This is a genomic window from Cupriavidus oxalaticus (assembly GCF_038900635.1).
Lineage (GTDB): Bacteria > Pseudomonadota > Gammaproteobacteria > Burkholderiales > Burkholderiaceae > Cupriavidus > Cupriavidus oxalaticus_B.
In genome coordinates this window covers 126,451-152,463 of the sequence record NZ_JAYMRX010000010.1, presented here as the reverse complement: position 1 = coordinate 152,463, position 26,013 = coordinate 126,451, and the positions used below count along the sequence as shown (strand labels likewise).

General features: G+C 65.4%; 19 protein-coding genes and 1 pseudogene. 6 read left to right on the top strand and 14 right to left on the bottom strand.

The window, feature by feature from the left end; genetic code table 11:
- Nucleotides 1-120 precede the first annotated feature (120 nt).
- Nucleotides 121-1,092: a LysR family transcriptional regulator gene (locus tag VSR71_RS17950; RefSeq protein WP_342915193.1), complete on the top strand. Its 972-nt coding sequence runs from the start codon at nucleotides 121-123 to the stop codon at nucleotides 1,090-1,092.
- On the top strand, nucleotides 1,089-1,244 hold the full coding sequence (locus VSR71_RS17945) for a hypothetical protein (protein ID WP_342915192.1): 156 nt from the start codon (nucleotides 1,089-1,091) through the stop codon (nucleotides 1,242-1,244). Before VSR71_RS17950 ends, VSR71_RS17945 begins: the two co-directional genes overlap by 4 nt.
- Here VSR71_RS17945 and VSR71_RS17940 read toward each other — a convergent pair.
- From VSR71_RS17940 to VSR71_RS17875, 14 genes and pseudogenes are all read right to left on the bottom strand, one after another.
- Nucleotides 1,244-2,011, bottom strand: a pseudogene (locus VSR71_RS17940) (hypothetical protein); the annotation flags it as partial. The gene VSR71_RS17945 and the pseudogene VSR71_RS17940 overlap by 1 nt on opposite strands.
- A 215-nt stretch (nucleotides 2,012-2,226) precedes the next feature.
- Nucleotides 2,227-3,828 carry a GMC family oxidoreductase gene (locus VSR71_RS17935; RefSeq protein WP_342915191.1) on the bottom strand — a complete coding sequence of 534 codons (1,602 nt, stop codon included), beginning with the start codon at nucleotides 3,826-3,828 and terminating at the stop codon, nucleotides 2,227-2,229.
- Nucleotides 3,829-3,838: 10 nt separating this feature from the next.
- Nucleotides 3,839-5,821: a preprotein translocase subunit YajC gene (locus VSR71_RS17930; protein WP_342915190.1), complete on the bottom strand. Its 1,983-nt coding sequence runs from the start codon at nucleotides 5,819-5,821 to the stop codon at nucleotides 3,839-3,841.
- A gap of 128 nt (nucleotides 5,822-5,949) precedes the next feature.
- Nucleotides 5,950-6,414: a (2Fe-2S)-binding protein gene (locus VSR71_RS17925; protein ID WP_342915189.1), complete on the bottom strand. Its 465-nt coding sequence runs from the start codon at nucleotides 6,412-6,414 to the stop codon at nucleotides 5,950-5,952.
- A complete protein-coding gene (locus tag VSR71_RS17920; RefSeq protein WP_342915188.1) occupies nucleotides 6,383-8,707 on the bottom strand; it encodes a xanthine dehydrogenase family protein molybdopterin-binding subunit in 2,325 nt (774 codons plus the stop codon). Before VSR71_RS17920 ends, VSR71_RS17925 begins: the two co-directional genes overlap by 32 nt.
- A 450-nt stretch (nucleotides 8,708-9,157) precedes the next feature.
- Nucleotides 9,158-10,021: an alpha/beta hydrolase gene (locus VSR71_RS17915; RefSeq protein WP_342915187.1), complete on the bottom strand. Its 864-nt coding sequence runs from the start codon at nucleotides 10,019-10,021 to the stop codon at nucleotides 9,158-9,160.
- Between the two features lie 169 nt (nucleotides 10,022-10,190).
- A complete protein-coding gene (gene leuA, locus VSR71_RS17910; protein WP_342915186.1) occupies nucleotides 10,191-11,870 on the bottom strand; it encodes a 2-isopropylmalate synthase in 1,680 nt (559 codons plus the stop codon).
- Nucleotides 11,871-12,264: 394 nt separating this feature from the next.
- A complete protein-coding gene (gene catA / locus VSR71_RS17905; protein WP_342915185.1) occupies nucleotides 12,265-13,182 on the bottom strand; it encodes a catechol 1,2-dioxygenase in 918 nt (305 codons plus the stop codon).
- Between the two features lie 45 nt (nucleotides 13,183-13,227).
- Nucleotides 13,228-14,286 carry a phenol 2-monooxygenase domain-containing protein gene (locus VSR71_RS17900; protein WP_342915184.1) on the bottom strand — a complete coding sequence of 353 codons (1,059 nt, stop codon included), beginning with the start codon at nucleotides 14,284-14,286 and terminating at the stop codon, nucleotides 13,228-13,230.
- Nucleotides 14,287-14,319: 33 nt separating this feature from the next.
- A complete protein-coding gene (locus VSR71_RS17895) occupies nucleotides 14,320-14,682 on the bottom strand; it encodes a phenol hydroxylase subunit P4 (RefSeq protein WP_342915183.1) in 363 nt (120 codons plus the stop codon).
- 24 nt (nucleotides 14,683-14,706) lie between these two features.
- Nucleotides 14,707-16,308, bottom strand: coding sequence for an aromatic/alkene/methane monooxygenase hydroxylase/oxygenase subunit alpha (locus VSR71_RS17890; RefSeq protein ID WP_342915182.1), 1,602 nt, complete (start codon nucleotides 16,306-16,308; stop codon nucleotides 14,707-14,709).
- 49 nt (nucleotides 16,309-16,357) lie between these two features.
- Nucleotides 16,358-16,630 carry an MmoB/DmpM family protein gene (locus VSR71_RS17885; RefSeq protein WP_011297864.1) on the bottom strand — a complete coding sequence of 91 codons (273 nt, stop codon included), beginning with the start codon at nucleotides 16,628-16,630 and terminating at the stop codon, nucleotides 16,358-16,360.
- A gap of 16 nt (nucleotides 16,631-16,646) precedes the next feature.
- Nucleotides 16,647-17,669 carry an aromatic/alkene monooxygenase hydroxylase subunit beta gene (locus VSR71_RS17880; RefSeq protein WP_342915181.1) on the bottom strand — a complete coding sequence of 341 codons (1,023 nt, stop codon included), beginning with the start codon at nucleotides 17,667-17,669 and terminating at the stop codon, nucleotides 16,647-16,649.
- Between the two features lie 47 nt (nucleotides 17,670-17,716).
- Nucleotides 17,717-17,980 (bottom strand): phenol hydroxylase subunit, encoded by a 264-nt coding sequence (locus VSR71_RS17875; RefSeq protein WP_342915180.1) that lies wholly within the window; start codon nucleotides 17,978-17,980, stop codon nucleotides 17,717-17,719.
- A 340-nt stretch (nucleotides 17,981-18,320) separates the two neighbouring features.
- Here VSR71_RS17875 and VSR71_RS17870 point away from each other — a divergent pair, with 340 nt between their 5' ends.
- From VSR71_RS17870 to VSR71_RS17855, 4 genes are all read left to right on the top strand, one after another.
- A complete protein-coding gene (locus VSR71_RS17870; protein WP_342915179.1) occupies nucleotides 18,321-19,946 on the top strand; it encodes a sigma 54-interacting transcriptional regulator in 1,626 nt (541 codons plus the stop codon).
- 193 nt (nucleotides 19,947-20,139) lie between these two features.
- Entirely contained in the window at nucleotides 20,140-21,012 is an 873-nt protein-coding gene (locus VSR71_RS17865) for a LysR family transcriptional regulator (protein WP_342915178.1), read from the top strand.
- A 106-nt stretch (nucleotides 21,013-21,118) separates the two neighbouring features.
- Nucleotides 21,119-22,783, top strand: coding sequence for a pyridoxal-dependent aspartate 1-decarboxylase PanP (gene panP / locus VSR71_RS17860; protein WP_342915177.1), 1,665 nt, complete (start codon nucleotides 21,119-21,121; stop codon nucleotides 22,781-22,783).
- Between the two features lie 1,118 nt (nucleotides 22,784-23,901).
- Nucleotides 23,902-26,001, top strand: coding sequence for a TonB-dependent siderophore receptor (locus tag VSR71_RS17855; RefSeq protein ID WP_342915176.1), 2,100 nt, complete (start codon nucleotides 23,902-23,904; stop codon nucleotides 25,999-26,001).
- Nucleotides 26,002-26,013: the final 12 nt, after the last annotated feature.

Genomic DNA, 26,013 nt, shown 5'->3' with positions numbered 1-26,013 from the left:
CGTTGCCCTGCGACAGGGCCTGGATGAAGCGTTGTCTCTGGAAACCTGCTTTCTGATCTGTGTCAGCTGTGTGAAACTAGACTAGAGCCGAGCCGGCCCGTTTGCTAATCACCTTGCATCATGGACACTATTCCCCAGCGTCATGAAGATGAACTCAGCCTGAATCAACTGCTGGTGCTTGATGTGCTGCTAAGCGAGCGCAGCCTCACCAAAGCGGCGCGGGTACTCAACCTGACCCAGCCTGCATTGAGCAAGACGCTGGCGCGGCTGCGCCAGTATTTCGGTGATCCGCTGTTCGTTCGCGTCGGCCTGCGCATGGAGCCGACACCCAAGGCACTGGAGCTGGCCGAGCCGGTACGGGGAATCCTCCAAAGCGTGCGGGCGCTGCGCGCGGACCATGTCGGCTTTGACCCACGCACCAGCCAGCGCAGCTTCAGCTTCTTCCTGCTCGATGCCGGCGCGTCGCAGATGCTGCCGCCGCTGCTGAGCCGGCTGGCGGACGAAGCGCCGGGCATCCTGGTGCAGGCGGTCAACGCCGATGCCACGCATCTCGATATCTGGCTGGAGAACGGCCTTGTCGACCTGGCCATCGGCTCGTTCCCCGGGCTGACGCAGAGCATCCGCCGGCAACTGCTATGGCATGAAACCTACGGCGCGGTCGTGCGCAAGGACCATCCGCGGCTGGCCCGGCTTGGCGATCCGGATGCCTTCATCGCCGAGAAGCATGTGCTGGTCTCCGCGGTGGGCACCGGCCATCAACACCAGAGCATCGAGCGCGCCATCGAAGCCGCCGTGCCGCACACCAACATCGTCTGCCGCGTGCCGAGCTTCGCCACCGCGGGCCTGATCGCCAGGCATTCGGACGCCGTGGCGGTCTTGCCTCTGACCCTCGCCCGTGCGCTTTGCAAGGACCTGGATCTGACGGTGGTAACGCCACCGCTGACGCTGCCCGGCATGGACATCGCCCAGCACTGGCACGATCGCGTGCACCGGGAGCCGGGCAACCAGTGGATCCGCGCGCTGGTGCACAGGCTGTTTGCCAGGCACGATGCCTTGGCGGGCGCGGCTGCCGCGCCGGACATGGAGGAATGAGCGCTGGTTATGGTCACAATGAAGCCAAAGGATGGCGTCCTGCGCAACTGGGGGCCGTGAACGGCATGGCGCCCGTGGTCAGCGACGCGCAGTTCGCGCCGACACCCGGCAGCGCCGTGTCGGTGCGCTTCTTCAGTCCGGCGCCGGCCTAGCCGTCGAGGCACCCGCGCAATGTTCGCGCCAGACGCGACGCTTCTCTCGCATCGGTGACGTTTGCGAAGCCCATTACCAGACCACGCGGTGTGCGTTGCGTGCGCCCGTTCGCATACCAGATCGACAGTGGCAGCACCCCGAGCCCCGCGTCGCGTGCGCGCGCGGCAAAGGCCACGTCGTCGACGGGACCTATTGCGGCACGTTCAGCAAGGTGATGTTCCCCGGACTGCGGCTGGCATATGCCGTGGTGCCGGAGCGCGCTGTCGAACGCGTAGAACGCGTGGCGTGCAGCCATCGGGGCCTTCCGCAAACTGGACCGCGAACTGGATTCCGCCGTGCGGCAAAGCGATAATCATGCGCTCCCCGAACGCTTGCTCCAGCGCATGCGCAATCAGCACGCGTCGCTGTCCGTACAACGCACGCATCCGCTTCACGTGCCGCGCAAAATGTCCCTGCTCGATGAAGTCCGCCACCGCCGCCTGCAATAGCATCGGAGAGCCGGCGTTCATGCGATCACGCGATCGTTCTTGTCGAGGCTTTTCAAAGCCGGCAGTGGCCGGCCCACGTACCGGAATTCGCTGTCGTAGTCGTCTTCGATGATCCAGCGAGACCCTTTCGACGCCCAATCCAGCAGCGCCATGCGCCTGGCCAGCGACAATGTGTGCCCGAGCGGAGCCTGATGCGATGGCGTCACCAGTGCGAAACGCGCTTGCGGGTCCAGCGCGATGCCGCGCTCGACATCGATGCCTTCGCTGTCGATCGGCACCGATCAAGAATAAGGGCGCACCAATTCTGACTCCCGTGAAGTGAATCGGCGCAGCGGCTTCGACCTGCAATGGCGGTCGTGGTAGAAGAGCGCGGCCTGGTTGCGGCAAAGGGCATCGGCAGAACTGGAAAGGCCGCGCAGCAAGCGTTGGCTGGGCCGGAACGACTGCCGAACCTTCAACCACCGCTCGCGCATCATGCAGATGGGGGCCTGCGTCAATCCTGCTCGCGCAGGAGCATCGCCACATTACGCTCCGCGAGTGCCGCGATGGTGCGCGAAGGGTTCAGGCCGAGCGGACGGGGGACGATCGCGCCGTCCATCACATACAGCCCCGGGTAGCCAAATACCCGGCTCCGTGCATCGACGACGCCGTCCGCGGGAGAGGTACCCATGTTGCAGCCTCCCAGCGGGTGCGGCGTGATCAGGTTGTGCCACCGCCGCCAGGTGAGCGGTACCCACGGATCCCCGCCAGTCGCTTCCGAGAGCTGCGTATGCGCTGCGATCATGGCCTCGATGACAGCCACCGAAGCCTGATAAGACCAGTCAAGCCGCAGCACCCGACGCCACGGCGCGTACCATGTGCGGCCCAGCCTCAGCTGGCCATCGCCCGGGTCCACGCCTTGCCCGAACCAGGGCATCATGCTCTCGATCGGATCGCCGTCGTCAAACAGCCCTCCGATCTCCTTCCACACAGCGCGCAGCTTGCGGGAACGCGTTCTCTTCAAATGGCGTCGAATGAAGTTGCCTGCGAGATTCGGGAAGCCACCATCCTCCACGAAGAGGGCCTGTCCGTTCGGGCCGCTGTGGTCCAGCAGGTCGATCGCAGCAGAAATGGTCAGGCCATGGGAAGGCGAGACCGTCCTGTTGCCATAGAAGGCTGGCGTCACGAAGTCGCCATTGTGGGCCCATCCATATCCCAGGCGTGGTGAAAGCCCGGGCAGAGTGCGATGCTCATCCCGGCAGCGCAGCAAAAGCTCGGTGCTGCCGATAGAGCCGGCTGCCACGATCACCCTGGCAGCCGTGACTTCGCCAGGGCTCATCGTGCGGTCTTTCGGGTCGATTTTCCTGAAGCGCACCCGCCAGCCCTGCTGCAGCGGCTCCAGCCTGTCTACCAGGTGCAAGGGACGGATCTCGGCGCCATTGTCTTCAGCCACCGCCAGGTAATTCAGGTCCAGCGTATTCCTGGCCGATACCTGGCACCCCACATCGCAGTTGCCGCAGTGGACACAAGTGCCCTGCCACCTGCCGTGCCGGTTCAGGAATCGTTCTGAATGGCGGTCCGCCCGGGGGTCTCGCCGTGCGGGGTCCCAATGCTCGGAAAAGGTCACGGCCAGCGGCAGTTTGCGGAAGCGGTCGCCCCATCCGCATGCCTGCGCCCCCTCGTGCAATAGCCGGGTTCGCTCGCTCAACTGACTATCCGGAACCTCGCTCACTGCCAGCATGCGCCCGACCTCTTCGTAGTGGGGCTGCAGCTCGGCATAGGTAACCTCTTCCGGCCAGCCGCGCCGGAAGGCCTCTGGCCTGGCTTCCACGGAGACGTTGGCATAGATCAGCGAGCCGCCACCGACGCCGGCCCCGGCGATGACCCAGACATCAGAGAATGTCCGGATATCGGCCCAGCCATTGAAGCGATTTGCGCGTTCCTGGTTCCACAGCCAGGGGTCATTCTCGTCGCGCGGGTAGGTCGCCGGGCTCCAGCGTCGTCCGCGCTCCAGCACCAGCACCTTGCGGCCGGCCTGTGCAAGCCTGCAGGCCGAAACCGCACCACCGAAGCCGCTGCCGATGACGACGACATCGTAGGCAAGCGCATTGCTCATCTGACGCTCCCTATCGTGGGATGATGATTGCCCTCTCCTCAATCATCTGCACCGCCTCCGGCGGCGATACCTCACCGTCCGACGGCACGAAGCGGGGGCCGCTTGCGCCGGGCCTGGCGCGCACGCGCCAGGTGCCGCGGACCTTTGCCAGTCGCTTGACGCCCTCCCCCAGCTTCCACTTCCGGCAAACCTTTTCCAGCTTGAGCGGGTAGATCGTCAATTTCCCGTCCTCGAACCGCATCCGCAGAAAGCACTTGTAATCGGCGATGCGCTGGGAGGAGAACACCTCCTCGGGGTGCAGGCGCCACAGGGCGTTGCCCAGAACCATCCACCCGCCGAACAGCAGGCCGCCGAGGGTCCCGCCCAGCAGCATGGCCTCGACGAGGAAGAGCAGCATGGGTGGCGCATTGTCCGCGCCAAAGCCATGGAGGTTGAAGCGCGTGACGAGCCATAGCATGGCGACCGCCAGTGCCAGATGCAGCAGCCCGTGCAACGCGCCGACAACGCACGCGAGCCCGACACCCCGCCTGACATCCCTGGTCGACAGCGCACCACAACAAAAGACAATGGCTGCCACAAACAACACTGACGCCGGACTGTGCGCCATGACCCGGAACAGTTCGCGATATACCTCGCCGATATTCCCGAATGTCACTTCGAGGTCGACCAGCCTTTGCATGAAGCTGCGGTGATCGCTTCCGGGCAACGGTACGAGGCTCGCGCTTTGAACGATCCAGCCGAACAGCAAGTACACGCTGGCCACCAGTGCACAAAAAGAGAGGTTGCGCCCCGGCAATTGCCACGCCCGATTGCGCAATTGCCGGGAGGTCGCCTTTTCCGGATACGCGGCCTTCAGTTCGTAGAACTGCCTGGCCGGCCCCACGACGATAGGCCTGGGCGGATCCGGCAGCAGATGCGTGCCGTGAAGAAAGGCGCCACCGCCTCCGCAGGTGATGCGGTGCGGGCCCGCCGTGCCCTCCTTTGGCACGTAGTGCGCGAAATGGTGCGAGTTGCCGGCCAGCACAAGCGCGAGCCGGTCGCCCAGCATCCCCTCGATCTCGCTCAGGCTCCGAAAGCGCGGCGTCTTGGTCTCGATCGACGGCACGGCCCGCCGTTCCCCGCGGCGCACGCGCTCCATCTCTTCCACCCAGCTTGCCTCGGGCGCGCACAATACCACGCGATCACCGGGCTGCAACTCCGCAAGCATCTTCTGGAAGTACTCGCGCTGCGGCCGGTCGATTTCCGACTCCAGTTGCAGGTCCAGGCCCCAGATCCACCAGCCGCCGGGCAACTGCAAGGCGTAGTAACCCGTGCGCTGGCGCGTCTCCCAGCCGCCCACGGGCTTGCCAGCGCAGAACAGCCGGGCGAAGCCTCGCAAACCATCGTACCAGTCGTGATTGCCAGGCGTGGCGACCATCCACGGTGCGTCCGGCAACTGGATCTGCTGGTCACTGTACGCGGGGTGCGCCGCCTCGACCGGCGCAGGGAACGCGGCCCGGAAAGGATCGACGAAGCGGGACCGATAGCCGTCATGGGCAGGCGTCGGATACACCTGGTCGCCACCCAGCAACAGTACTTTCGACCGCGGCAACGTCACACCCTGATCGCGCAGTGTCACCCCGTGACTGACGCACAAGGCCATGGAGTATGTCGAGTCCCAACCGTCACCCGTGTCGGACAGATAGTCTACCCAGACACCGCCTTGCTCGTCAGCGGGTACGGGAATCGGCGGATTCGGATTCAGCGTGGAGAGCGCGGCCTGCACCATGCGCTGGTCCGCAAAGGTGCCGACTGCCATCGCCACGGCAACGCGCATGGCGGTGAACGGAAGCTGCAGCGGGCTCAGCCAGTTCACCATGGCTCTTTGCGTATAGAGTTCCACGCGCCCGATCGCAGCCGACACGGATGGATTCGCCGCGGCACCGGCAGCAGCGGCCGCAGGTTTCAACCCGCCCGGATAGAGCGGCGCGGGTGCTGCCCCGGAATCCTTCATCGCTTTTCCCCTGAGATTTCTGGCTCGCCTGCAAGACTGGGGCACGCACGCATGCCGGCGCGATGGCGGCCACTCTCAAATGGCGCCTTTATGCCATCAAGCGCCGATGCCCCGATGCCCTGATGCCCTTACCCCCTCAGCATCCCGACCGCTTCCGCAATCGCCCGCCTGATCCGCGTATACGTGCCGCAGCGGCAGATCACGCAGCTCATCTGGTCGACGATCTCCGTCTCCTTCGGATTTCGCGTGCGCTTGAGCAGCGCGCTCGCAGCCATCAGTTGCGCGCTCTGGCAGTAGCCACACTGCACGATCTCGTGCTTCAGCCAGGCCGCCCGCAGCGCGTTCACTTCGGGGCCCTCGAGTCCTTCGATGGTGACGATCTTCTTGCCTTCCATCTCGCCCGCCTGGTGCTGGCACGACAGCAGCATCTTGCCGTCGACATGCACCGCGCAGGCACCGCATACGCCCACGCCGCACCCGAACTTGGTGCCCGTCAGCTTCAGCTCGCAGCGCAGCACCCACAACAAGGGCGTGCAGCCGTCCGAGCGGATTTCGACGCTCTTACCGTTGACACTGAGCTGGCTGTCTGGCATCGCAGGCTCCGGAAGGCGGCAGGGTCTTCAACAGCGGCAGGTCGCGCAGGCGCTCGCCGGTCGCATTGAACAAGGCGTTCGCCACCGCCGGCGCGATCGGCGGCGTGGTGGACTCGCCCACGCCCTGGGGCGGCCCCATCGAAGGCATCACGTGTACCTGGATGTCCGGGCAGTCGCGCAGGCGCATGACCGGAAAGGCGGTGTAGTAGTCCTCCTTCACCTTGCCCGCATCCAGCGTGATCTTCTGCCACAGCGCCGCCGACAATCCGAACACGATGCCGCCTTCGACCTGCTGCTCGATCAGGGTCGGGTTGACCGGCATGCCGCAATCGATAGCGCAGAAAACGCGATCCACGCGCACCTGCCCCGCGTTGTCCACCGACACTTCGGCCACTTGCGCCACCACACTGCCGAACGACTCATGCATGGCCACGCCCCGCCCCACCTTGGCCACGCCAGGCCTCCTGCGCATAGGCTGGCCCCAGCCCGACATCTTTCTCAGCTGATCGAGCACCGCGCGCTGACGCTCATCCCTGAGCAGGCTCATGCGGTAATCGAGCGGATCCACGCCGGCAGCCACCGCCAGTTCGTCAACGAAGCTTTCCATGAAGAAGGCGTGGTGCGAATGCCCCACCGAGCGCCAGTAGCCCACGGGGATGGCCAGATCCACGGTGTGGTGGCCAACCCATATGGCTGGCCAGGCATAAGCCTGGTCAAAGGCGCCTTCCACCGTGGACTTGTCCAGCCGCGACACGAAGATGTCGGGCACGCCGAAGTTGCGTTTCGCGGTGCTCTGCAGCACCGACTGGCTGGCCGAGATATTGCGCACGGCGATGACCTTGCGGTTCCCGTCGAGCCAGGCCTCGAAGCGCGACACGCTGGCCGGACGGTAGAAGTCATGCTGCATGTCCTCGGGGCGCGACCAGATCGTCTGCACCGGCACGCCCTTGCGCCTGGCGGCGATGGCGGCCGCCTGGCAGATGAAATCCACTTCGAGCCGGCGCCCGAATGCACCGCCGATGGATTGCTGGCGCAGTTCCACCTGGTCCGTGTCCAGGCCGAGCGTCTTCGCCACGCAGCGCCGAGCCAGCCCGGGCATCTGCGTGCCGGCCCACACGATGGCGCGATCCTCCCGGACCAGCACCGTGCAGTTGACCGGCTCCAGCGCGGCGTGCGCGAGATAGGGTGCCGAGTACAAGCTCTGGATGGCGGGCTTGCCCTGCGCCATCGCGCGCCCGTCACCATGCTCATACCAGACGCGCGGGCTGGAGGCGTCGAGCGCCTTCACCAGCATGTCGCGGATACCGGGGCTCGAAAGGCTTTGCGCCTCGCCCGCGTCCCACTTGCACTGAACCTTTTCCACCGCCTGCATGGCAATCCACGCATCGCTGGCGATCACCGCCACGCCACCGCTGCCGCCCGGGATCGGCGGTAGCGCGACAAGGTCGAGCACGCCGGGCAATTTCTTGACATCGTCCGGCGGCGATCCCTGCAGCTTGCCGCCCAGCGTCGGACACATCTGCACGCTGGCGTAGACCATCGCGTCCGCCACCACGTCGATACCGAAGCGGGCGGTGCCGTGAAGCTTGGCCGGCGTATCAAGCCGCGCCGTGCGGGTGCCGATAAGCCTGTAGCTGGCCGGGTCCTTCAGTTCGACCTTGCGCGGCAGGCCCTCGCGCGCGGCTGCCGCAGCCAGTTCGCCGAAAGTGGCACTGCGTCCCGACGGGTGCACGACCTTGCCGGCCTGTGCGCGGCATTCCCCGGCCTTGACGTCCCACTGCCTGGCAGCTGCCGCGCACAGCATCATGCGGGCGGCGGCGCCGGCTTCGCGCATCGGATTCCACAGGTCTCTGATGCTGGTTGAGCCGCCGGTGAACATCATGCCCACCTCGCGCACGCTTTTGCGCACGAACCATTCCGCGGCCCGCCTGGTCCATCCTTTGTCATCCGGCCGGAACGGCAGATTGGCGACCACACCCTCGATGTTGTTGTACAGGTTGTCGACGGCAGACGGCTCGACCCGGACCTGCGACCAGTCGGCCTCCATCTCCTCGGCCAGCAGCATCGCCGCGCCGGTATGCACGCCCTGACCCATCTCGGCCTTGCTCATCACCACCGTGACGGTGTTGTCAGACGCCACCTTGACCCAGCCGTTCAGCGCGATTTGTCCGTCGCGCACTGCCAGCGGCTCGCCGCCCACCAGGCGTTGACGCGGCGGCAGCCAGGCCCATCCAATCACCAGCACACCAGCGGCGCCCACACCGCCGAGCAGGAAGGCTCTGCGCGTCAACATGGCAAGGCTGGCGGATCGATCATCATAGGAAGCCCTCGTGTCGCCGATGGCATGGCCTATATTAGGTCGGGAAGTGCTGCAGCGCGAATGCGAAACGAGGTTGGCGCTATCTCGCAACACCCGGCATGGCCACGCTGCCCTGATGCCTGCCTGCCAGCGCAGGCTGAAGTGCTCCGTGGCGAGTGCCCGCGTTCCGGCAAATCCTTGAGCGTGGGAAGCCTCTCGTGCCCGGCATGCAGTGGCCGCCCCCGATTCGATCCATCAATCGAATTCCTAGTCAAATCAGCGCCTTAGCTCGTGTGCCAGGCAATGCAGCCGTGCGGCAGGGTGCCGGCCCGAGAGACAACATGCGTCATGCCCTAGCACCGCGCTCGCTGGCGCTGCCATTCAGTTGATACCAGCTCCCTGCTCCCTTATGCAAACATGGATGAGTAACGCCTGAACGGGACACTAGCCGGCCAACCCGGCAATCGCCCGATTGAACGCGCCCGGGTTGGCGATATTCATGCCGTGGGAGGCTCCGGCAATTGTCTGGCGCTCAGCGCGCACTATCCATTCATGAAGCTTCTCGACCGTGCTGCGGAACATGCGCGGACTCTTTTGCCCATCGATCAGCAACGTTCGACACTGGACTTCCCGGGCGGCTTCGCGTGTGTAGGCGGGCAACGGGTCACGCAGTTGCTTCGGCAGTGTGAGTGCATTATCGAGTGCCATCCTGCGGAAGCCCTGAGAACTCTTGCTCCAGAAGCCGGGCAGGGTTACCGAGTCTACGAACAGATTCAGGCCGGCATCGAATTCGCCTTGCTCGATCAGTTCTGCGGCCTTCGCTCTCAATGCATGAGTGCCCGGCGGCAATTTTCCTGCCTCGGCTTGCGGCGCTGTCTGCAATGGGCCGCCCGGGTCAGCGAGCGTGAGCGTCTTCACCGCGTGAGGGTATTCGCGCGCCAGATGAAACGCAATGCAACCGCCACGCGAGTGGCCGACCAGATGGACCGGCCCCAGGCCCAGCGCATCGATAAACTCCGCGATCTCGACGACGTGCGCCTCCCAACTGAAGTCGCCGCGTCCGAACGCACTGGTTTCCGGCCAGTAGTGGCCCAGGCTCGGAGCGAAGCAGTGGAAGTTCTTCGACATTGAAGCGAGCTGCGGTTCCCAATAGCGATAATCGCACAGCGACCCGTGCACAAATACCATTGGCTCGCCGCTTCCAGCTTCCACATATGGAACCGGGGTGCCGGAGGCAGTGGAAACAAAAGAAGGTTGTGGCCAGGCACCGGCCAGGGCCAGCGTAGTCAGGGGCGCTCGTGCGTTCATGTTCAACTCCTTGCGCACACTTTGCTGCATCGCCCCCAAAAAGAAAATCGAATAATATTGATGGAATCTTTCAGATTTTCTGATAGCTCCGCGCCGGCAATTGCGCACGGGGTCACCGCCTCGCTCACGGCAATGGCGAGGCAGTGAAACTGCGCCCCGGATTCCCCGCTTACGCCCTCGACGGAGCCTGGGCCCGCCGTTGGCGCAGCAGCCGGTTTGCCACGCCGATCACCGCCTGCACCGAAGCCTCGACGATGTTGTGGCTCATGCCGACGCCGAAGCCTGTCCCCGGCACGCCTTCCAGCGCTGCCTCGACGATGGCCATCGCCTGCGCTTCGGCGCCGGCGCCGGTGGCACGCTCTTCATAGGCGTCGATGCGCATGCGCAAGTCCAGCGCATGCACCGCCGCCGCGATCGGGCCGTTGCCTTGCCCGTGCAGTGTCTTGCGCACGCCGTCGACCGTGACGTCCAGCGCAATGCCCTGCCCGCTCTCGTCCAGCTTGTAGCCGTGGTACACGATTGCGGCGCCCGTCGCGTCGGACGACAGATAGGTTTCGCGGAACAGTTTCCACAGATCCGGGGCACTGATTTCCGTCTCGCTGGCGTCGGTGGCCTGCTGCACCACGGTGCTGAACTCGACCTGCATGCGCCGCGGCATCACCACGCCATGCTCGCGCTCGAGCAGGAAGGCGATGCCGCCCTTGCCCGACTGGCTGTTGACACGGATCACGCTGTCATAGGTGCGGCCAAGGTCCGCCGGGTCGATCGGCAGGTAGGGCACCTCCCAGATTCCGTTGGGATCCTGCGCAGCAAAGCCTTTCTTGATCGCGTCCTGGTGCGAGCCGGAGAACGCCGTGAAGACCAGGTCGCCTGCGTAGGGATGACGCGCGTGGACCGGGATCGAAGTGCACTCCTCGGCGATACGCGCCACCGCATTGATGTCCGAAAAGTCCAGGCCGGGATGCACGCCCTGCGTGTACATGTTCAAGGCGAGCGTAACGATATCCACGTTGCCGCAGCGCTCGCCGTTGCCGAACAGGCATCCTTCCACGCGGTCGGCGCCCGCCATCATGGCGAATTCGGCGGCGGCCACGCCGGTGCCGCGGTCGTTGTGCGGATGCACCGACAGCACGATATGCTCGCGCGGCACGAGGCGGCGGTGCATCCATTCGATCTGGTCGGCAAAGATGTTGGGCGTGGCGTTCTCGACCGTGGTCGGCAGGTTGATGATGACGCGCCGGTCCGCACGGGCGCCCCACGCCTCGATCGCGGCGTGGCAGGTCTGCAGCGACACCTCCAGTTCAGTCGCGCTGAAGGTCTCGGGCGAATACTGCAGCGTCCACTGGGTCTCGGGATGCTGGTCGGTGAGCTGCTTCAGGTAGCCGACATGATGGCTCACAAGGGCCATCACTTCCGGCACGCTCATGCCGAACACGATGCGGCGCCAGGCCGGCGCCGTGGCGTTGTAGACGTGGACGATCGCCTTGCGCGCGCCCTTCACCGCCTCCACCGTGCGCGCGATCAACTCTTCGCGCGACTGCGTGATGACCATAATCGTCACGTCTTCCGGGATCAGGTCTTCGTCGATCAGCTTGCGGATAAAGTCGAAGTCCGTCTGCGACGCCGACGGGAAACCGACCTCGATTTCCTTGAAGCCGATGCGCACGAGCTCCTGGAACAGCCGCATCTTGCGCTCGCCGTTCATCGGCTCGAACAGCGCCTGGTTGCCATCGCGCAGGTCGGTCGAAAGCCACACCGGCGCGGCGGCGATGGCGCGGTTCGGCCAGGTGCGGTCGGTCAAGCCGACGGCGGGGAACGGTTGGTACTTGGCGGAGGGTTGGGCAATCATTATTGGTCCACGAATCAGGTTGCCGGACGGCTTGCAACGGAGCCATGCCGGCGAATAATCAGGCAATCTCGGCTGTGACTTCCCCTGCAGCGCTTCGCATGGCGAAGGCTGGTTCGTGGGCCGGGGTCAGGGGGAAATCAGGCGGCGCGCAGCGAATCGGTTCGATTCAGGCGCCAGAGGCTTGCACAAGCGGACCCCGGCCGAGCACTAGGGCTAGGCGGCTTAGGGATAGGGTCGTGAGGTGCTTGCGGTACATGTGTCGGATTCTAGCAGAGGATCTCGCCAGGCATGGTTGAAAATCTGCGAACTGCGGGTTCGCTGTCAGCGAAGGGGGTGCGCGGCACGACACCACTCACGGTAGTCCGCCCCTGCGCCCCCCGGGCCCCTGCTCGCCTTACGCCGTCACGGCGGCGCGTTGCCGCGCCACTTCGGCCTGCGGCGCGCCAGCATTGTCGGCGTGCAGCGTGAAGTCGAAGCGGATCAGCGAGAACGGCTTGTCCACGCCCAGCGCCTGCATGGCGGCCGCATCCTCGACTCGCGTGACCGGCGGCACCAGTCCCTCGCGCGTGGCGAAGGCGAAGTCGTCCCACAGGTACGGGTCGCCGTCGATGTTGATCTGCGTGGTCAGCTTGCGATGGCCCGGCGCGGAGACGAAGAAATGGATGTGGGCCGGGCGCGTGCCGTGGCGGTCCAGCTGCTTCAGCAGGCGGTCGGTGGCGCCGTCCGGCGGCACGCTGTAGCCCACCGGCACGATGCTGCGGAAGCGGTACCGTCCCTCGCTGTCGGTGACGATGGTGCGCCGCAGGTTAAAGGCGCTCTGGGTCGGGTCGAAGTACGAATAATTTCCCATCGAGTTCGCGTGCCAGACTTCCACGTTGGCACCGGGCAGCGGCTTGCCGGCGCTGTCGAACACCCGCCCTTCCATCACCAGCACCTCGCCTTCGTCGCTGCCGTCGTCAAGGCGCGTTTCGCCCTGGGCGACCGGGGCGCCTGCCACGTACAGCGGCCCTTCGATGGTGCGCGGCGTACCACCCGTGATGCCGGCGCGCGCCTCGGCCTCGTCCATGCGCAGGTCCAGGAAATGATCGAAGCCGAGCCCCGGCGCGATCAGGCCGAGTTCACCCCTGCGGCCGGCATCTGCCAGGTAGTTGAGCCCCGCCCAGAATTCCTCCGGCTGGATATCGAGGTCCTCGATCATGTAGAACAGGTCGCGCACCATCCGGTGCACGATGGCGGCGATGCGTGGGTTGGCATTCTGCCCGGTGCCCTCCTCGATGCGGTTGAGTACGGCGTCGATCGCGATCTTGTCCATGGTTGTCTCCTATGGGCTTTTGGGGTGGTGAAGTGGGGAACGTTGTCAGAGCGAGCGGAACAGCGGACTGCGGGTGGCCTGGCTCGCGTCGGCCGCCGACAGGAACTTCTCGGTGAAGATGTCTTTCTCGAACAGCCGGCCCTGCATCAGCGTGGCGATGCAGGCCTCGATCATCGGCGGCGGCCCGCACAGGTAGGCGCGCCAGCCGCGGAAGTCGTGGCTGAAGTGGCGGCCGGCCAGGTCGTGGACATAGCCGCGCTCGCCGGCCCAGTCGCTTTGCCCGGGCTCGCCCGACAGCACCGGCAGGTAGGTGAAGTTGTCGTGCTGACGGGCCAGTGCCTCGAAGGCCTCGCGATAGTAGAGTTCGCCGGCATTGCGCGCGCCCTGCACCAGCACGATTTCGCGCGGATCGCCGGATTCCAGCAGGTCCAGGATCATCGAACGCGGGCTCGACAGCCCCGATCCGCCCGCCATGAACACCAGCGGCCGCGGGTCGCTCTTGCGCACGAAGAAGCGCCCGAGCGGGCCCGACAACTGCAGGCGATCGCCCGTCCTGAGCTGTTCATGCACGTAGGTGGTCGCGCTGCCGCCCGGCACCAGGCGAATGTTCAGCTCGATCTCGCCAGCGCTCGGCGCGCTGGCGATCGAGAACGCGCGCGGCGCGGCTTCATTGCCGATCCACACATTGACGTACTGGCCCGGCTGGAACTGCAGCGGCTCGCCCTCGATGCGCAGGAACACGCCCTTGATAGTCGGCGTCAGCGGCTCGATGCGCACGACCTCGGCAGTGAAGTCCATCAGCGGCAGGCACTGTGCATCGGGATCGGGCTCGATGTCGGCCTCGATCACCATGTCGGACATCGGCGTGGCGCAGCAGGCCAGGCACTTGGCTTCCTCGCGCTCGAAGTCCATCAGCGCGAACGGCGATGCCTCGCCGTGGTCCAGTTCGCCTTCCAGCGTCTGTACCTTGCAGGTCCCGCACAGGCCGTGGCCGCAGGCATGCGGCAGCCACACGCCGGCGCGCAGGCAGGCGTCGAGCACGGTCTGGCCTTCCTCGATGTCGATGGTCTGCCCGAGGGGCTCGATGGTCAGTTGGTAGGTCATGTCAGCCTCCGTAATACCGTTGCAGCGGCAGCGTCAGTTGCAGGAGCCGGCAATCCCGGCAAGGCCCGGCGTGCGCAGGCGCAGCACCGACTTGTGCCCCAGCCCGTTGGCGACCAGGCTGGCGTCCGCGTCCGGCGCGAAGGGCTTGCCGCCGCGCAGCCACTGCACCTGCGTCCAGTCGATGGCGGCGCCTTCGGGGTGGGCCGCCAGCAGCGGCGCAAGGACGTCGCTGACCATGGTGCCGAACGGCATGTCGGGCGGCAGCGGCAGCGTGAAGGGGCTGCAGAACAGCAGGTGCTGGTCCCAGCCGAAGTACACCAGCTGGTTGCCGTGGAAGTTCTCTACGCGGTCGCGGGTCTCGCCCGCGTAGCCCGGGTTCAGTGCGATGACTGGCATGGTGGTCTCCGGTGTCTCTCGATTTCAGTTGTGTTTGTGGTCGCAGCACGGGGCGCCGCCGCCCTGCTCCGTCGCCTGCTTGCCGTCGGCACCCTCGGCGCCGGTCCAGCGCCGCCAGTTGGCGCGGTCCTGTGAATCGGCATAGTCCCCACGGTCCTCCGGACGCAGGTGGTACCAGTCCAGCACCTCGGGCAGCGTGGCGCCGCCGCAGTTGCCCTGGAAGATCTGGTGCACCGGCAGCCACGCCTGCACGTACTTCTCGGGTTCGCCGAGGAAGATGTCGCGGCAGCCGTCGGAGCAGAAGTGGTAGTGATCGCCGTCGTGCTCGGCCTCGCGGTAGCAGATCTGCGTGGGATCGTCCGGCTCGGTGAAGGCCATCGGGATCTGGCATACCTGGCACAGCATCGGCAGGCCCGGGTTGAACCAGCGCTGCCCCGCCTCATGTTGCTGCTGCCAGTAGTCGAAGCGCGGACGGTAGTGCTTGTCGAAGCTGTCGGGGTACTTCTCCGCCAGCCAGTTCATTTCCGACGGTTCCGGCACCCAGGTGTGGATGGCAGCGGCGTGGTTGAAGTTGTAGAAGATCGACCAGGCGATGTGCGACAGGTGGTCCTTCTCCTTCGCGGCCTGCTCGTGGTACTTGGGCATGCGGATGCCGTAGCGCGCCAGGTCGGCGAACAGCGCGCCGCCGTTCTGCTCGAAGTAGATCTCCCACGCCTCCTTCCAGCTCATCACGCGCTTGGGCAGCATGTAGTCCATCATCATCGCCACCAGCGTCAGCAGCCGGTAGCCGCGCCAGAACCACTTGTCGATCCACTTCTGGATGATCGGGCGGTTGGCCGGGTCCTGCTCCAGCATGAACTTGACCACTTCGAGCCCGAGCGTCATGTGTCGCGATTCGTCCGACTGCGCCGAGAAGCCGAAGGTCACGGTGGCCATGTCGCCGTTGTAGGCCGCGCCCGACATGAACGGCATGAACAGCAGGTTGGTCAGCACGTATTCGAACGAGAACGAGATCGCCGTGATGAACTCGAACGGCCCCGCCGTCATGGCGTCCTCGAAGTACGACTTCGGCACCGACAGGTACCACAGCCGGTCATGCAGGTGGCGCCAGTCGGCAAAGCCGTTGAAGTACTTGTTGTAGTGGCTGATGGTGTGGATCTGGGTCTGGCAGTGGCGCAGCTCGTCGACCGACTGCATCTGGCAGGCCACGCGCGCACCCACGCCGCGCAGGGTGCGGCCGGCCATCGCAAAGCCGCGGTGCGCGGCGTATTCCAGCGGCGACACGCCGGTCAGGAACAGCTTCAGCGCGTTGACGTAGCGCGCGTCGGTGACATTGAGCTGGCCGTTGTTCTGCTGGAACGCATCGATGATCGCGTACAGCTTGCGTTCCTTCTCGGACTGGAATTTCCAGTACGCGTCCATGGTCAGGCGGAACGGGTCTTCCCAGCCGTTCCAGTCATGGATCACGATGCCTTCGAACCTGTCGTGCGGGAACACGGCATCCATCGGCTGGTAGGTGGTCTCCCAGCCCAGGTCGCGCGTCAGCACGGCGTACTTTTCCTTCAGCGACAGCTTGGGCCTGGCGGCCTGCCGCGCGGCGGAGGCGATGGCGGTGGCGGTGGTCATGTCCTTGTCTCCTGGTATTTACGGTTCGATTTGCGGTTCGATCCCCGGCTCAGTGCCAGGCGAGCACGAACTGGTCTTCGGTTTCGTCGATATTGCCGGCCAGCGAGATCAGGCCGAGCTGCAGCTCCTGCACGTCCCACGCGCGTCCCATGCGCTCTTCCACGCTGGCGCGGTTGATCTCCAGCCGCCCGGGCGCGTCGATCTTGACCATGGCCGGATAGCGGTTGACGGTGGCGTGCGGGTTGTCGGCCTCGATGGCGTCGATGACGGGACGCATCTCCTCGTTGGCCTGCAGGGCGATGAATACGATCTGTGCGGTCATGGCGGTCTCCTCGGGGTCAGGCAGCGGCCTTGGCCGGCGTGTCGTCAGTGGCACGGGCCAGGCCCAGTCCTGCCAGCCGCTTCGTCAGCGCGGCTGATGACTCGTCCAGCGCAGATTCAGCGTCGCCTGCGAACAGGCGGCGCGCGAGCGGCGCCAGCGCGTGCTGGAAACGGTCGAGCCAGGCAAAGGCATAGCCGGCGATCACGCCGGCGTTCTCCGGCGATTCCTGCGCCGCGGTCTTGACCGTGGCGTCGACCCAGCGCGCGGTCTCGGCGTACCAGGCGTTCATGAAGTCGGTTACCAGCGAGAACGCGGGGCTTTCGGCCGACAGGCGCGCATCGAGGCGCTGGTAGATGAGCGGGTACAGCAACCCGTCCAGCACCAGGTTCTGCGCCACATGCAGTTCGAACCAGTCGTCGCGCACCAGCAGGTCTTCCACCGCATGGCGCAGCGGCTGCCACGCCAGGTCTTCCATCCATGCGGCCTTGGCGGCTTCGACGGCGGCCTTGTCGCCGGCCAGCAGGCCGATGCGGGTCAGGTACTGCGCGATGCCGAGGCGGTCCATGGTCTGGAACATGGCTGCTTCGGTGATGGCGGAGCCAAAGCCATAGGCGGTGATGGCGGCGTTGTTCATGTTGGCCGCCCACTCGACGTGGCGCAGCGGCACCACGCCCAGCGTCAGCAGCTCGCGCAGCGGTTCGGGCAGCGATGCCAGCAGGCCGCGCTTCTCCACGAATTCCAGGTTCTTCTCCATCGTCTCCTGCTGGCGGGCGCGGGCATTGACGTAGCTGCCGTAGTAGAACTGCCGCGGGTCCTTCAGCGCGTACCAGTCCTGCATCACCACCCGCGTGCGGCGCACGTCGTAGAGTTCGTACTGCGGCTGCCACAGCGGGCGGTAGTGGAAGCTGGTTTCCGGCTGCAGGTCATACATCGCCTCCTGGTAGCGCGAAGCCGGCTTGTCGGCGCCGAGGCGGCGCGCCAGGTTGGCGAAGGTCTGCCGGATCGGGCTGACGCTGTCGGTACGGATATCGATTTGCATGGTGGGTTGCTCCTGTCTCCCTGGTGGCTGTCCGGTGCTGCCGTGGCTCAGGCCACGGTCTCGCACCATTTGTCGCGTTCGCGTTCCAGCTCGCGTCCGAGCTGGTGTGAAACCGTGATGGCGCACTGCGCCGCGCAGAACGCGCTGAACTGCTCGGGGCGCATGACCAGCTCCACATAGAGAGCCGGGTCGCCGAGCGAGAACTCGAACTCGACCCACTGCTGGCCGCGCGACGTCACCCGGACGTAGGGCTGCGAGCGGCGGGAGCCTGGCGAGGCTGGCGAGGCGGATGGGACGATGGGCGTGGTCATGTCTCGCTCCTGTTGCGGCGCACACCGGCTGGTGCGCGCTGTTTTTGGTGGGAGACATATAGCGAAGGCCGTGCCACGGGCCGCGAGCCCATACGGCGCAAGGGCTGGCGGGAAAGCGCGCGGGGTATGCGCGTCGCGGTCGGTTGACGATTTGATGAGGTGAGAAAGCCGGTTTTCACCAAATGATCAAATCGGCCGTTACTGCGCCGCACCATGCCGCCACAAACCCAGATCATGGGCTTGCGTGGTCCCCGAACCGGCGTGATAGGCTACGGAAAACGAGGCAGGAACGCTCCCTCCGGATCGATTCGCGCCCGCAGGCAATCCGTGGAGGATGGAGATGACCGCGCCCCCCAGGCAGAAGCCGTTCGACCTGGCTTCGCTGCTGACGATCGACCCCAAGGCCGCACAGATCCGGCTCGGGGAATCCCGCATGGTGCTGATGCATACCGAAGCGCTCAGCTACCTGCGCAAGGAAATCCTTGACACGCTGGGGCTCGAGCGCGGCAAGGGCCTGCTGATCCGCATGGGCTACGCGCAGGGCATGCGCGATGCCGAGATGGTCAAGCGCGAACGCAAGGAAGAACTCGATCATTCGCCCAACGACGCCTTCCTGCTCGGCCCGCAGCTCCATATGCTCGAAGGCGTGACCCGGGTCGACCCCGTGCGCCTGGAGATCGACCGCGACACCGGCCACTTCTACGGCGAATTCCTCTGGCAGGATTCATGGGAAGGCGAAGCGCCCTTCAACGAAGCGCTGAGCCGCGAGGAAGGCGGCTGCTGGGTGCAACTGGGCTATGCGTCGGGCTACAGCAGCACCTTCATGGACCGCCTGGTCATCTACAAGGAAACCGAATGCCAGCGGCGGCTCGACCCGCTGTGCCGCATCGTCGGCAAGCCGGCCGAGGAATGGGACGATCCTGACTACCTGAAGTACTTCGAGCCCGATTCGGTCATCAGCGACCTGCTGTCCCTGCAGCAGGAAGTGAGCACGCTGCGCGAGACGCTGTGCGGCGCCAACCAGGGCAACCTGATCGGCCAGTCCCCTGCTTTCCGCGAAGCCTTCGGCCTGCTGTCGGCGGCTGCCGACAGCCATATCACGGTGCTGCTGACCGGCGAAACCGGGGCCGGCAAGGAGATGTTCGCGCGCTGGCTGCATGACCACGGCCCGCGCAGCGAGCAGCCCTTCATCGCCGTGAACTGCGCGGCGATCCCGCACGAACTGATCGAGTCGGAGCTGTTCGGCGTGGAGAAAGGCGCGTATACCGGCGCCCAGCAATCGCGCCCCGGCCGCTTCGAGCGCGCGCACGGCGGCACGCTGTTCCTCGACGAGATCGGCGACCTGCCGCTGTCGGCGCAGGTCAAGCTGCTGCGCGTGCTGCAGAACGCCGAAGTCGAGCGGCTGGGCGGCGTCGAGACGCGCAAGATCGATGTGCGCCTGATCGCGGCCACCAACGTCAACCTGGCGCAGGCGATCCGCCAGGGCCAGTTCCGCGCCGACCTGTTCTACCGCATCAGCACCTATCCCGTCGCCATCCCCGCGCTGCGCGAGCGCCGCGACGACATTCCGGAACTCGCGCAGACCTTCATCCAGCGCTTCAACGCGCGCTACCAGAAGCAGGTGCGCGGCCTGAGCCAGCGGGCCCGCGATGCACTGATGCAATACCAGTGGCCCGGCAATATCCGTGAACTGGAGAACATGATCGAGCGCGGCGTGCTGCTTGCGCCCGCGGTGGGGCTCATCGACACCTCCCACCTCTTTGCCAGCCAGCAGGCGGGCCCTGCCGAACCGCCCGAGGATGCCGATGCCCTGCTGCAGAAGCTGCTGGACCAGCAGGTGTCGCTGCCGCAGATCGAGGCCGCGCTGATGAAGCTGGCGATCGATACCACGCGCGGCAATCTGTCATCGGCGGCGCGGATGCTGGGGATTACGCGACCGCAACTGGCGTATCGGTTGAAGAAGTGAGGGATTTTCGTGGGTGTCGGTCCGGCCGGCGAACGGCCGACCGGCTCGACGCCGGTCATCGCCAGGCCGGACCGAACGGATCGTCGCTGCCATACCTTGTTGCATTGGCTGAAGGTCGTTGAGGAAGCAGGACGCTTGACCGCGAAGGTGTCCAGGACCGAAGATGCCGCAACTGATACCCTGAAGGTATGGCATGGAACTTCGACATCTTCGCTATTTCAGCGTCGTGGCGCAGGAGCTCAACGTCACGCGCGCTGCCGAGCGGCTGCATATGGCCCAGCCGCCGCTTTCGCGCCAGATCCGGCAACTCGAAGAAGAAGTCGGCGTATCGCTGTTCGACCGCGTGGGCCGCGGGCTGCGCCTGACGGAAGCGGGACGCTTCCTGCTGGAACAGACCACGCAGATGACCCAGCGGCTGGAAGAGACCATAGAAAGCACCCGACGCATCGGACGCCAGGACAAGCGGTGGTTTGGCATCGGCTTCGTTCCCTCGGTCCTGTACGGCGTGCTGCCGGAGCTGATCCGGGAATTGCGCGGAGCTGAGCAGCAGGTCGAGGTCGGGCTGGCCGAGATGATCACCGTCGAACAGGTCGAGGCGCTGAAGTCCGGCCGCATCGACCTCGGCTTCGGGCGCATCGCCATCAACGACCCCGCCATCCGCCAGGAAGTGGTGATGGCCGAGCCGCTGGTGGCGGCGCTGCCGGCCGGCGAGCCGCTACCCGCGCTGACGCCGCAAGGGCTGGCCGCGTGCCCGTTCATCCTCTACCCGGCGCGTCCCCGCCCGAGCTACGCCGACCACCTGCTGTCGCTGTTCCGGTCGCAAGGCCTGCAACTGCGGGTGGCGCAGGAGGCAAACGAACTGCAGACCGCGCTGGGGCTGGTGGCCGCGGGGGTGGGGATCACGCTGGTGCCGGCCTCGATCGAGCGGCTGCACCGCGACGATGTCCGCTACTGCCCGATCGATGCGCCCGGCTTCGTTTCGCCGGTGATCATGAGCTACCGGGTCGGGGACACCTCGCGCTTTCTGGCGCAGGCCGTGGACTGGGTGATGCGGCAGGTTCGGTGAGCGGGTCGATGGCCCCATACATTGGCGAGAGGACGCTTTGGATGAGACGCACCGCTCCGCTCCGGCATAATACGCGGAGAACCATGGCGGTACTGGATTGAACTGGATGATGCAGAATAAGCCGGACAACTCTCGCGAAGAGACCTTACAAGACACGGACGGTAGCGACGACTGCCCCTTGCGCTGGTTCGACGCCGATCGCGGTGCGTTCGAATCGCTCGAACGATTGATCGCCGAACATCCGGCGGATTTCTTTGCAGGCGAGCGTTTTGATCCTGCCGGCGCGTGCGCCACGCGCGAGGCGGTGTTCGCGTCGGTGGAACTGCCCGAGACCCCGACATCGCCGCAAGCGCATGCCGATCATCTGCTCAACGACGTGTTCCGGCACGTCATGCCCGTGGCTTCGCCAAGGTTCGTCGGACACATGACGTCGTCGCTGCCGTCGTTCATGCCTTCGCTGGCCAAGGTGGTGGCGGCGCTGAACCAGAACGTCGTGAAGCTCGAGACGTCGGGTGCGCTGACCGGGCTCGAGCGCCAGGTCCTCGGCATGCTGCACAAGCTGGTGTTTGCCCAGGACAGCGCGTTCTACGCGAGGTGGCTGCACGATGCCGACCATGCGCTCGGCGCGTTCTGTTCGGGCGGCACGGTCGCCAACCTGACCGCGCTATGGGCAAGCCGCAACAACCTGCTGGGCGCGCGTGACGGCTTCGCCGGCATCCATAGCGCCGGACTCGCGGCTGCGCTGCGCCATTACGGCCATGACGGGCTGGCGATCGTGGTCTCCGAGCGCGGACACTACTCGTTGCGCAAGGCCGCGGATGTCCTTGGCATCGGGCGCGACAACCTGGTGCCGGTCGGGGTCGATGCCGATGGCCGGATGCGCATCGACCTGCTGCGCGAGACCCTGCGCGACCTGCGGCAGCGCAATATCCTGCCGATGGCGATCGTGGGCATAGCAGGAACGACCGAGACGGGCTCGGTCGACCCGCTGGATGCGATTGCGGATGTTGCTCAGGAGGCCGGCTGCCACTTCCACGTGGATGCCGCATGGGGCGGCGCAACGCTGCTGTCGGAACGCGAGCGCTGGCGCTTCGCGGGCATCGAGCGTGCCGATTCCGTCGTCATCGATGCGCACAAGCAGTTCTACGTGCCGATGGGCGCCGGCATGGTGCTGTTCCGGAGCCCGGCGTGGACGCAGGAAATCATCCAGCATGCTAACTACATCGTGCGCAAGGGTTCGGTTGACCTGGGGCGCCATACGCTCGAAGGATCGCGCGGCGCGGCGGCAGTCATGCTCTATGCGAACCTGCACCTGCTCGGCCGCAAGGGGTTGGCGCAGTTGATCGATCGCAGCATCGACAACGCCAGGTACTTTGCATCCCTGATTGCGCAGCAGCCGGATTTCGAGCTCGACAGCCAGCCGCAGCTCTGCATCCTGACCTACCGCCTGGTGCCCGAGACCGTCCGTGCCGCGCTGGCAACGGCTTCGACGGACCGGCGCGAGAAGATCCTGGACGCGCTGGATGCGCTGACCATCAGCATCCAGGAAATGCAGCGTGATGCCGGCCGCTCGTTCATATCGCGCACGCAGTTGACATCGTCACAGTGGGATGGGCGCCCGATTGCCGTTTTCCGCGTGGTGCTGGCCAACCCGGATACGACGCATGCCATGCTGCAGGACATCCTGGACGAACATCGCGCATTGGCGGCGGCAAGTCCGTGCATGGCGCCGCTGATGGCGCTGGTGGAAACGCCGGACTTCAACGGATGAAAGGTTATTGATTTTGGTTTTTTATTGCTGTCGCTGGTGGTGACATGCTGTCGGCTGTTGAACCGCCTGGTTCCGCCCTCCTGGGCGGGTAACTTTTTGTCCGAGCGACAAAAAGTCACCAAAAAGCGCGTTTACGGCCCTGCGGGCGGCCACTCTTATCGTAGTGTGCGAGGGCTTTCGTACGGGGCTGGGCTTCGTTGCAGAGCAGGACTGCCTGACGCCCTGGTGCGCCACGGTGGCTGGAATTGCTCCGGTTTTTGAACGAGCCCAGAGCTGTGGGTGGCCCCTGCTACGGGCGTCAACGCAGGAACGCCTTCGGCTGCGCTGCGCGCCGGCCTTAACGTGGCAGCGCTGGCATCCATGTCCTGGCTTGCGCTTCGGCCTCGGCGTCGCACGCTTGGGGCCGCGCGGACCTGTCCCTGGCTTGCGCTTCAGCCTCGGCCTCGCGCGCTGGCGAGATGGCTGTGCATACGAGGTCTGGCGCGGCGACGGGGAAATTGACCGGCATTACTTCGTGGGGGCTCCGGCCCTCACCCCCGGCCCCTCTCCCGCAAGCGGGAGAGGGGAGCAAACAAGCGGCAGGGAAAGGCTTGCGACTCACCAGCGAAAGCGCCAAGCGAGCGCAGCGACGCGTTCCGTGCCCGGGCCCCTGACCTGAGATACTGCCGGCGCGCAGCGCAGCCGTAGGCGTCCCTGCGTTGACCCAAGCAGCAGGGGCCACCCACAGCTCTGGGCTCGTTCAAACACCGCGTCAATCCCGAGCCACCGTGGCGCACCAAGGCGTCAGGCAGTCCTGCCCTGCAACGAAGCCTAGCCCCGTACGAAAGCCCCAGCCCACTACGATAAAAGTGACCGCCCGCAGGGCAATAAACGCGCTTTTTGGTGACTTTTTGTCGCTCGGACAAAAAGTTACCCGCCCAGGAGGGCGGAACCAGGCGGTTCAACAGCCAACAGCATCTCACCAAGCGCGAGGCAGCGGCAGCAGGCCTTCGATGGCCTCCGCATGAACAGCTCGCAAAAAACTGAACAAATTCCAGCACAGCAACCCGGCTTTGGTAGAAATGCGAATCCTTCTCATTTATGATGCGAAGCTTTCGTTGCTTTCCCCTTGGGCCGTCATGCTTTTCCGCCGTCTTGCCATACCCGCCGCCGCCAGTACCCTGCTCCTTCCCCCTGTTCTTTCCCACGCCGCCGAAGATCTCGCCACGCTGCCATCCGTGACGGTCAGCGCCGCCGGTGACGGGCAAGCCGACGTCGGCTTTGCCACGCGGCGGCCGGCCGAAGTGACCAAATCGGGCCAATCGGCGGCCGACGCCGCGCAATCGATCACCGTCATCACGCGCGAACTGCTCGACAGCCAGCAGGCGCAGAACCTCAGCGATGCGCTGCAGAATTCAGCGGGCGTGGTCACCAACGTCTATGGCAGGCGCGGCTGGGACGACTTCATCATCCGCGGCCAGCGTGCGTCGGAATCGATTTTTGCCGACGGCTTGCTCGTCGACAGCAACAACCGCGTGGCGCAGGAGTTGTTCGGCGTGGAACGCGTGGAAGTCCTCAAGGGACCGGGCTCGATCCTGTTCGGCGCCGTACAGCCGGGCGGCCTGGTCAACATGGTCAGCAAGCGCCCGCGTGCCGAATTGTTCGGCGAACTGGGCCTGACCGTCGGCAACTATGGCTTCCGGCAGATGACGGTCGACGTGGGAACGCCACTGGCCACGGACAGCAAGGCTGCGTTCCGCCTGAACGCGCTGATGATGAACAGCGACGATCCGACCGACTATGTCTGGTATCGCAACCGCTGGATCGCGCCGTCGCTGACGCTGGACTTGGGGGCGCGCACGGATTTCACGATCCTGGCCAGCCATAACCAGCGCAACTATGTGCGCCAGCAAGGCCTGCCCGTGAATGGCACGCTGGTGCCGAACCGCAATGGCGTGGTGCCGAACAACCGCTTCATCGGCGAGCCGGATGCGCCTTCCTATGACGGCGAGCAGAACCGCATCGGTTACGCGCTGGCGCACCGGTTCGACTCCGGCTGGACGCTGAACCAGAACCTGCGCTACCAGACGTCGTCGCTGCACGGCACGCTCGTGTCGGCCGGCACGATGGCGGTCAACAGCCAATTGATGAACCGCAGTGGCACGCAGCAGAGCTTCTCGGGGGACTCGTTCGGTGTCGACACCAACATGCAGCGGACTTTCGCGTTCGCGGGGCACGCCCACAGCGTGACCTTCGGCGTCGACTACCGGCATACGAAGGAAGACCGCCTGCAGAAAACGTGCCGCGTGGCCGCGCTGAACGTCTACAACCCGGTCTATGGCGCGAGCATCAATTGTCCGTCCGCCTATAGCGTGGATGCGACCGATACGCTGGACGCGGTCGGCCTCTATCTGCGCGACCAGATCCGTATTGCCGAGCGCTGGACCATGACTGGCGGCGTGCGCTACGAATCCGCGCGGACGAGCACGACGGACCGGCTGGCGTCGTCGCGCAGCGTGAACGACAACAACGCCGTCACCGGCAGCGCGGGCGTGATGTACGACCTGACGCACTGGGCGCGACCGTACGCGAGCTTCGCCACTTCGTTCCTGCCGAACGCCGGCACCGACGTCAGCGGCGCCACCTTCAAGCCAGAGAAGGGCCGCCAGTACGAAGTGGGCGTCAAGTTCGACATGCCTGACAAGACCGGCCTGCTGACGCTGGCCGCGTTCGACCTGACACGCACCAATGTGCTCAGCAGCGACCCGGTCAACCCGGGCTTCAGCACGGCCGTGGGCGAACAGCGATCGCGCGGGCTGGAAGCGGAACTGACGCAGGATCTTGGCAATGGCCTCAGCGTGTCGGTGGCCTATGCCTACATCGCAAGCGAAGTCACCCAGGACACCACGGCCGCGAACGTCGGCAAGCCGCTGAACAGCGTGCCCCGGCACAGCTTCTCGACCTGGGCCCAGTACCGCTTGCGTGGCGGGCTGGCCGGCTGGTACGTCGGTGCCGGCCTGCGCGGCGAGAGCGCCAAACGCGGCTACAGCTTCAATTACACCGTGCCGGGCTACACCGTGGCCGATCTTGCCGTCGGCTATGTGGCATCGCACTGGCGCGCGGCTTTCAACGTCAAGAACGTGTTCGACAAGATGTACTACGCGGGCGGCCTGAACAATAACGTTTTGCCCGTGGGCAATCCGCGGGTAGCCATGCTGAACGTGACGATGAACTATTGATGTGGCATCGGC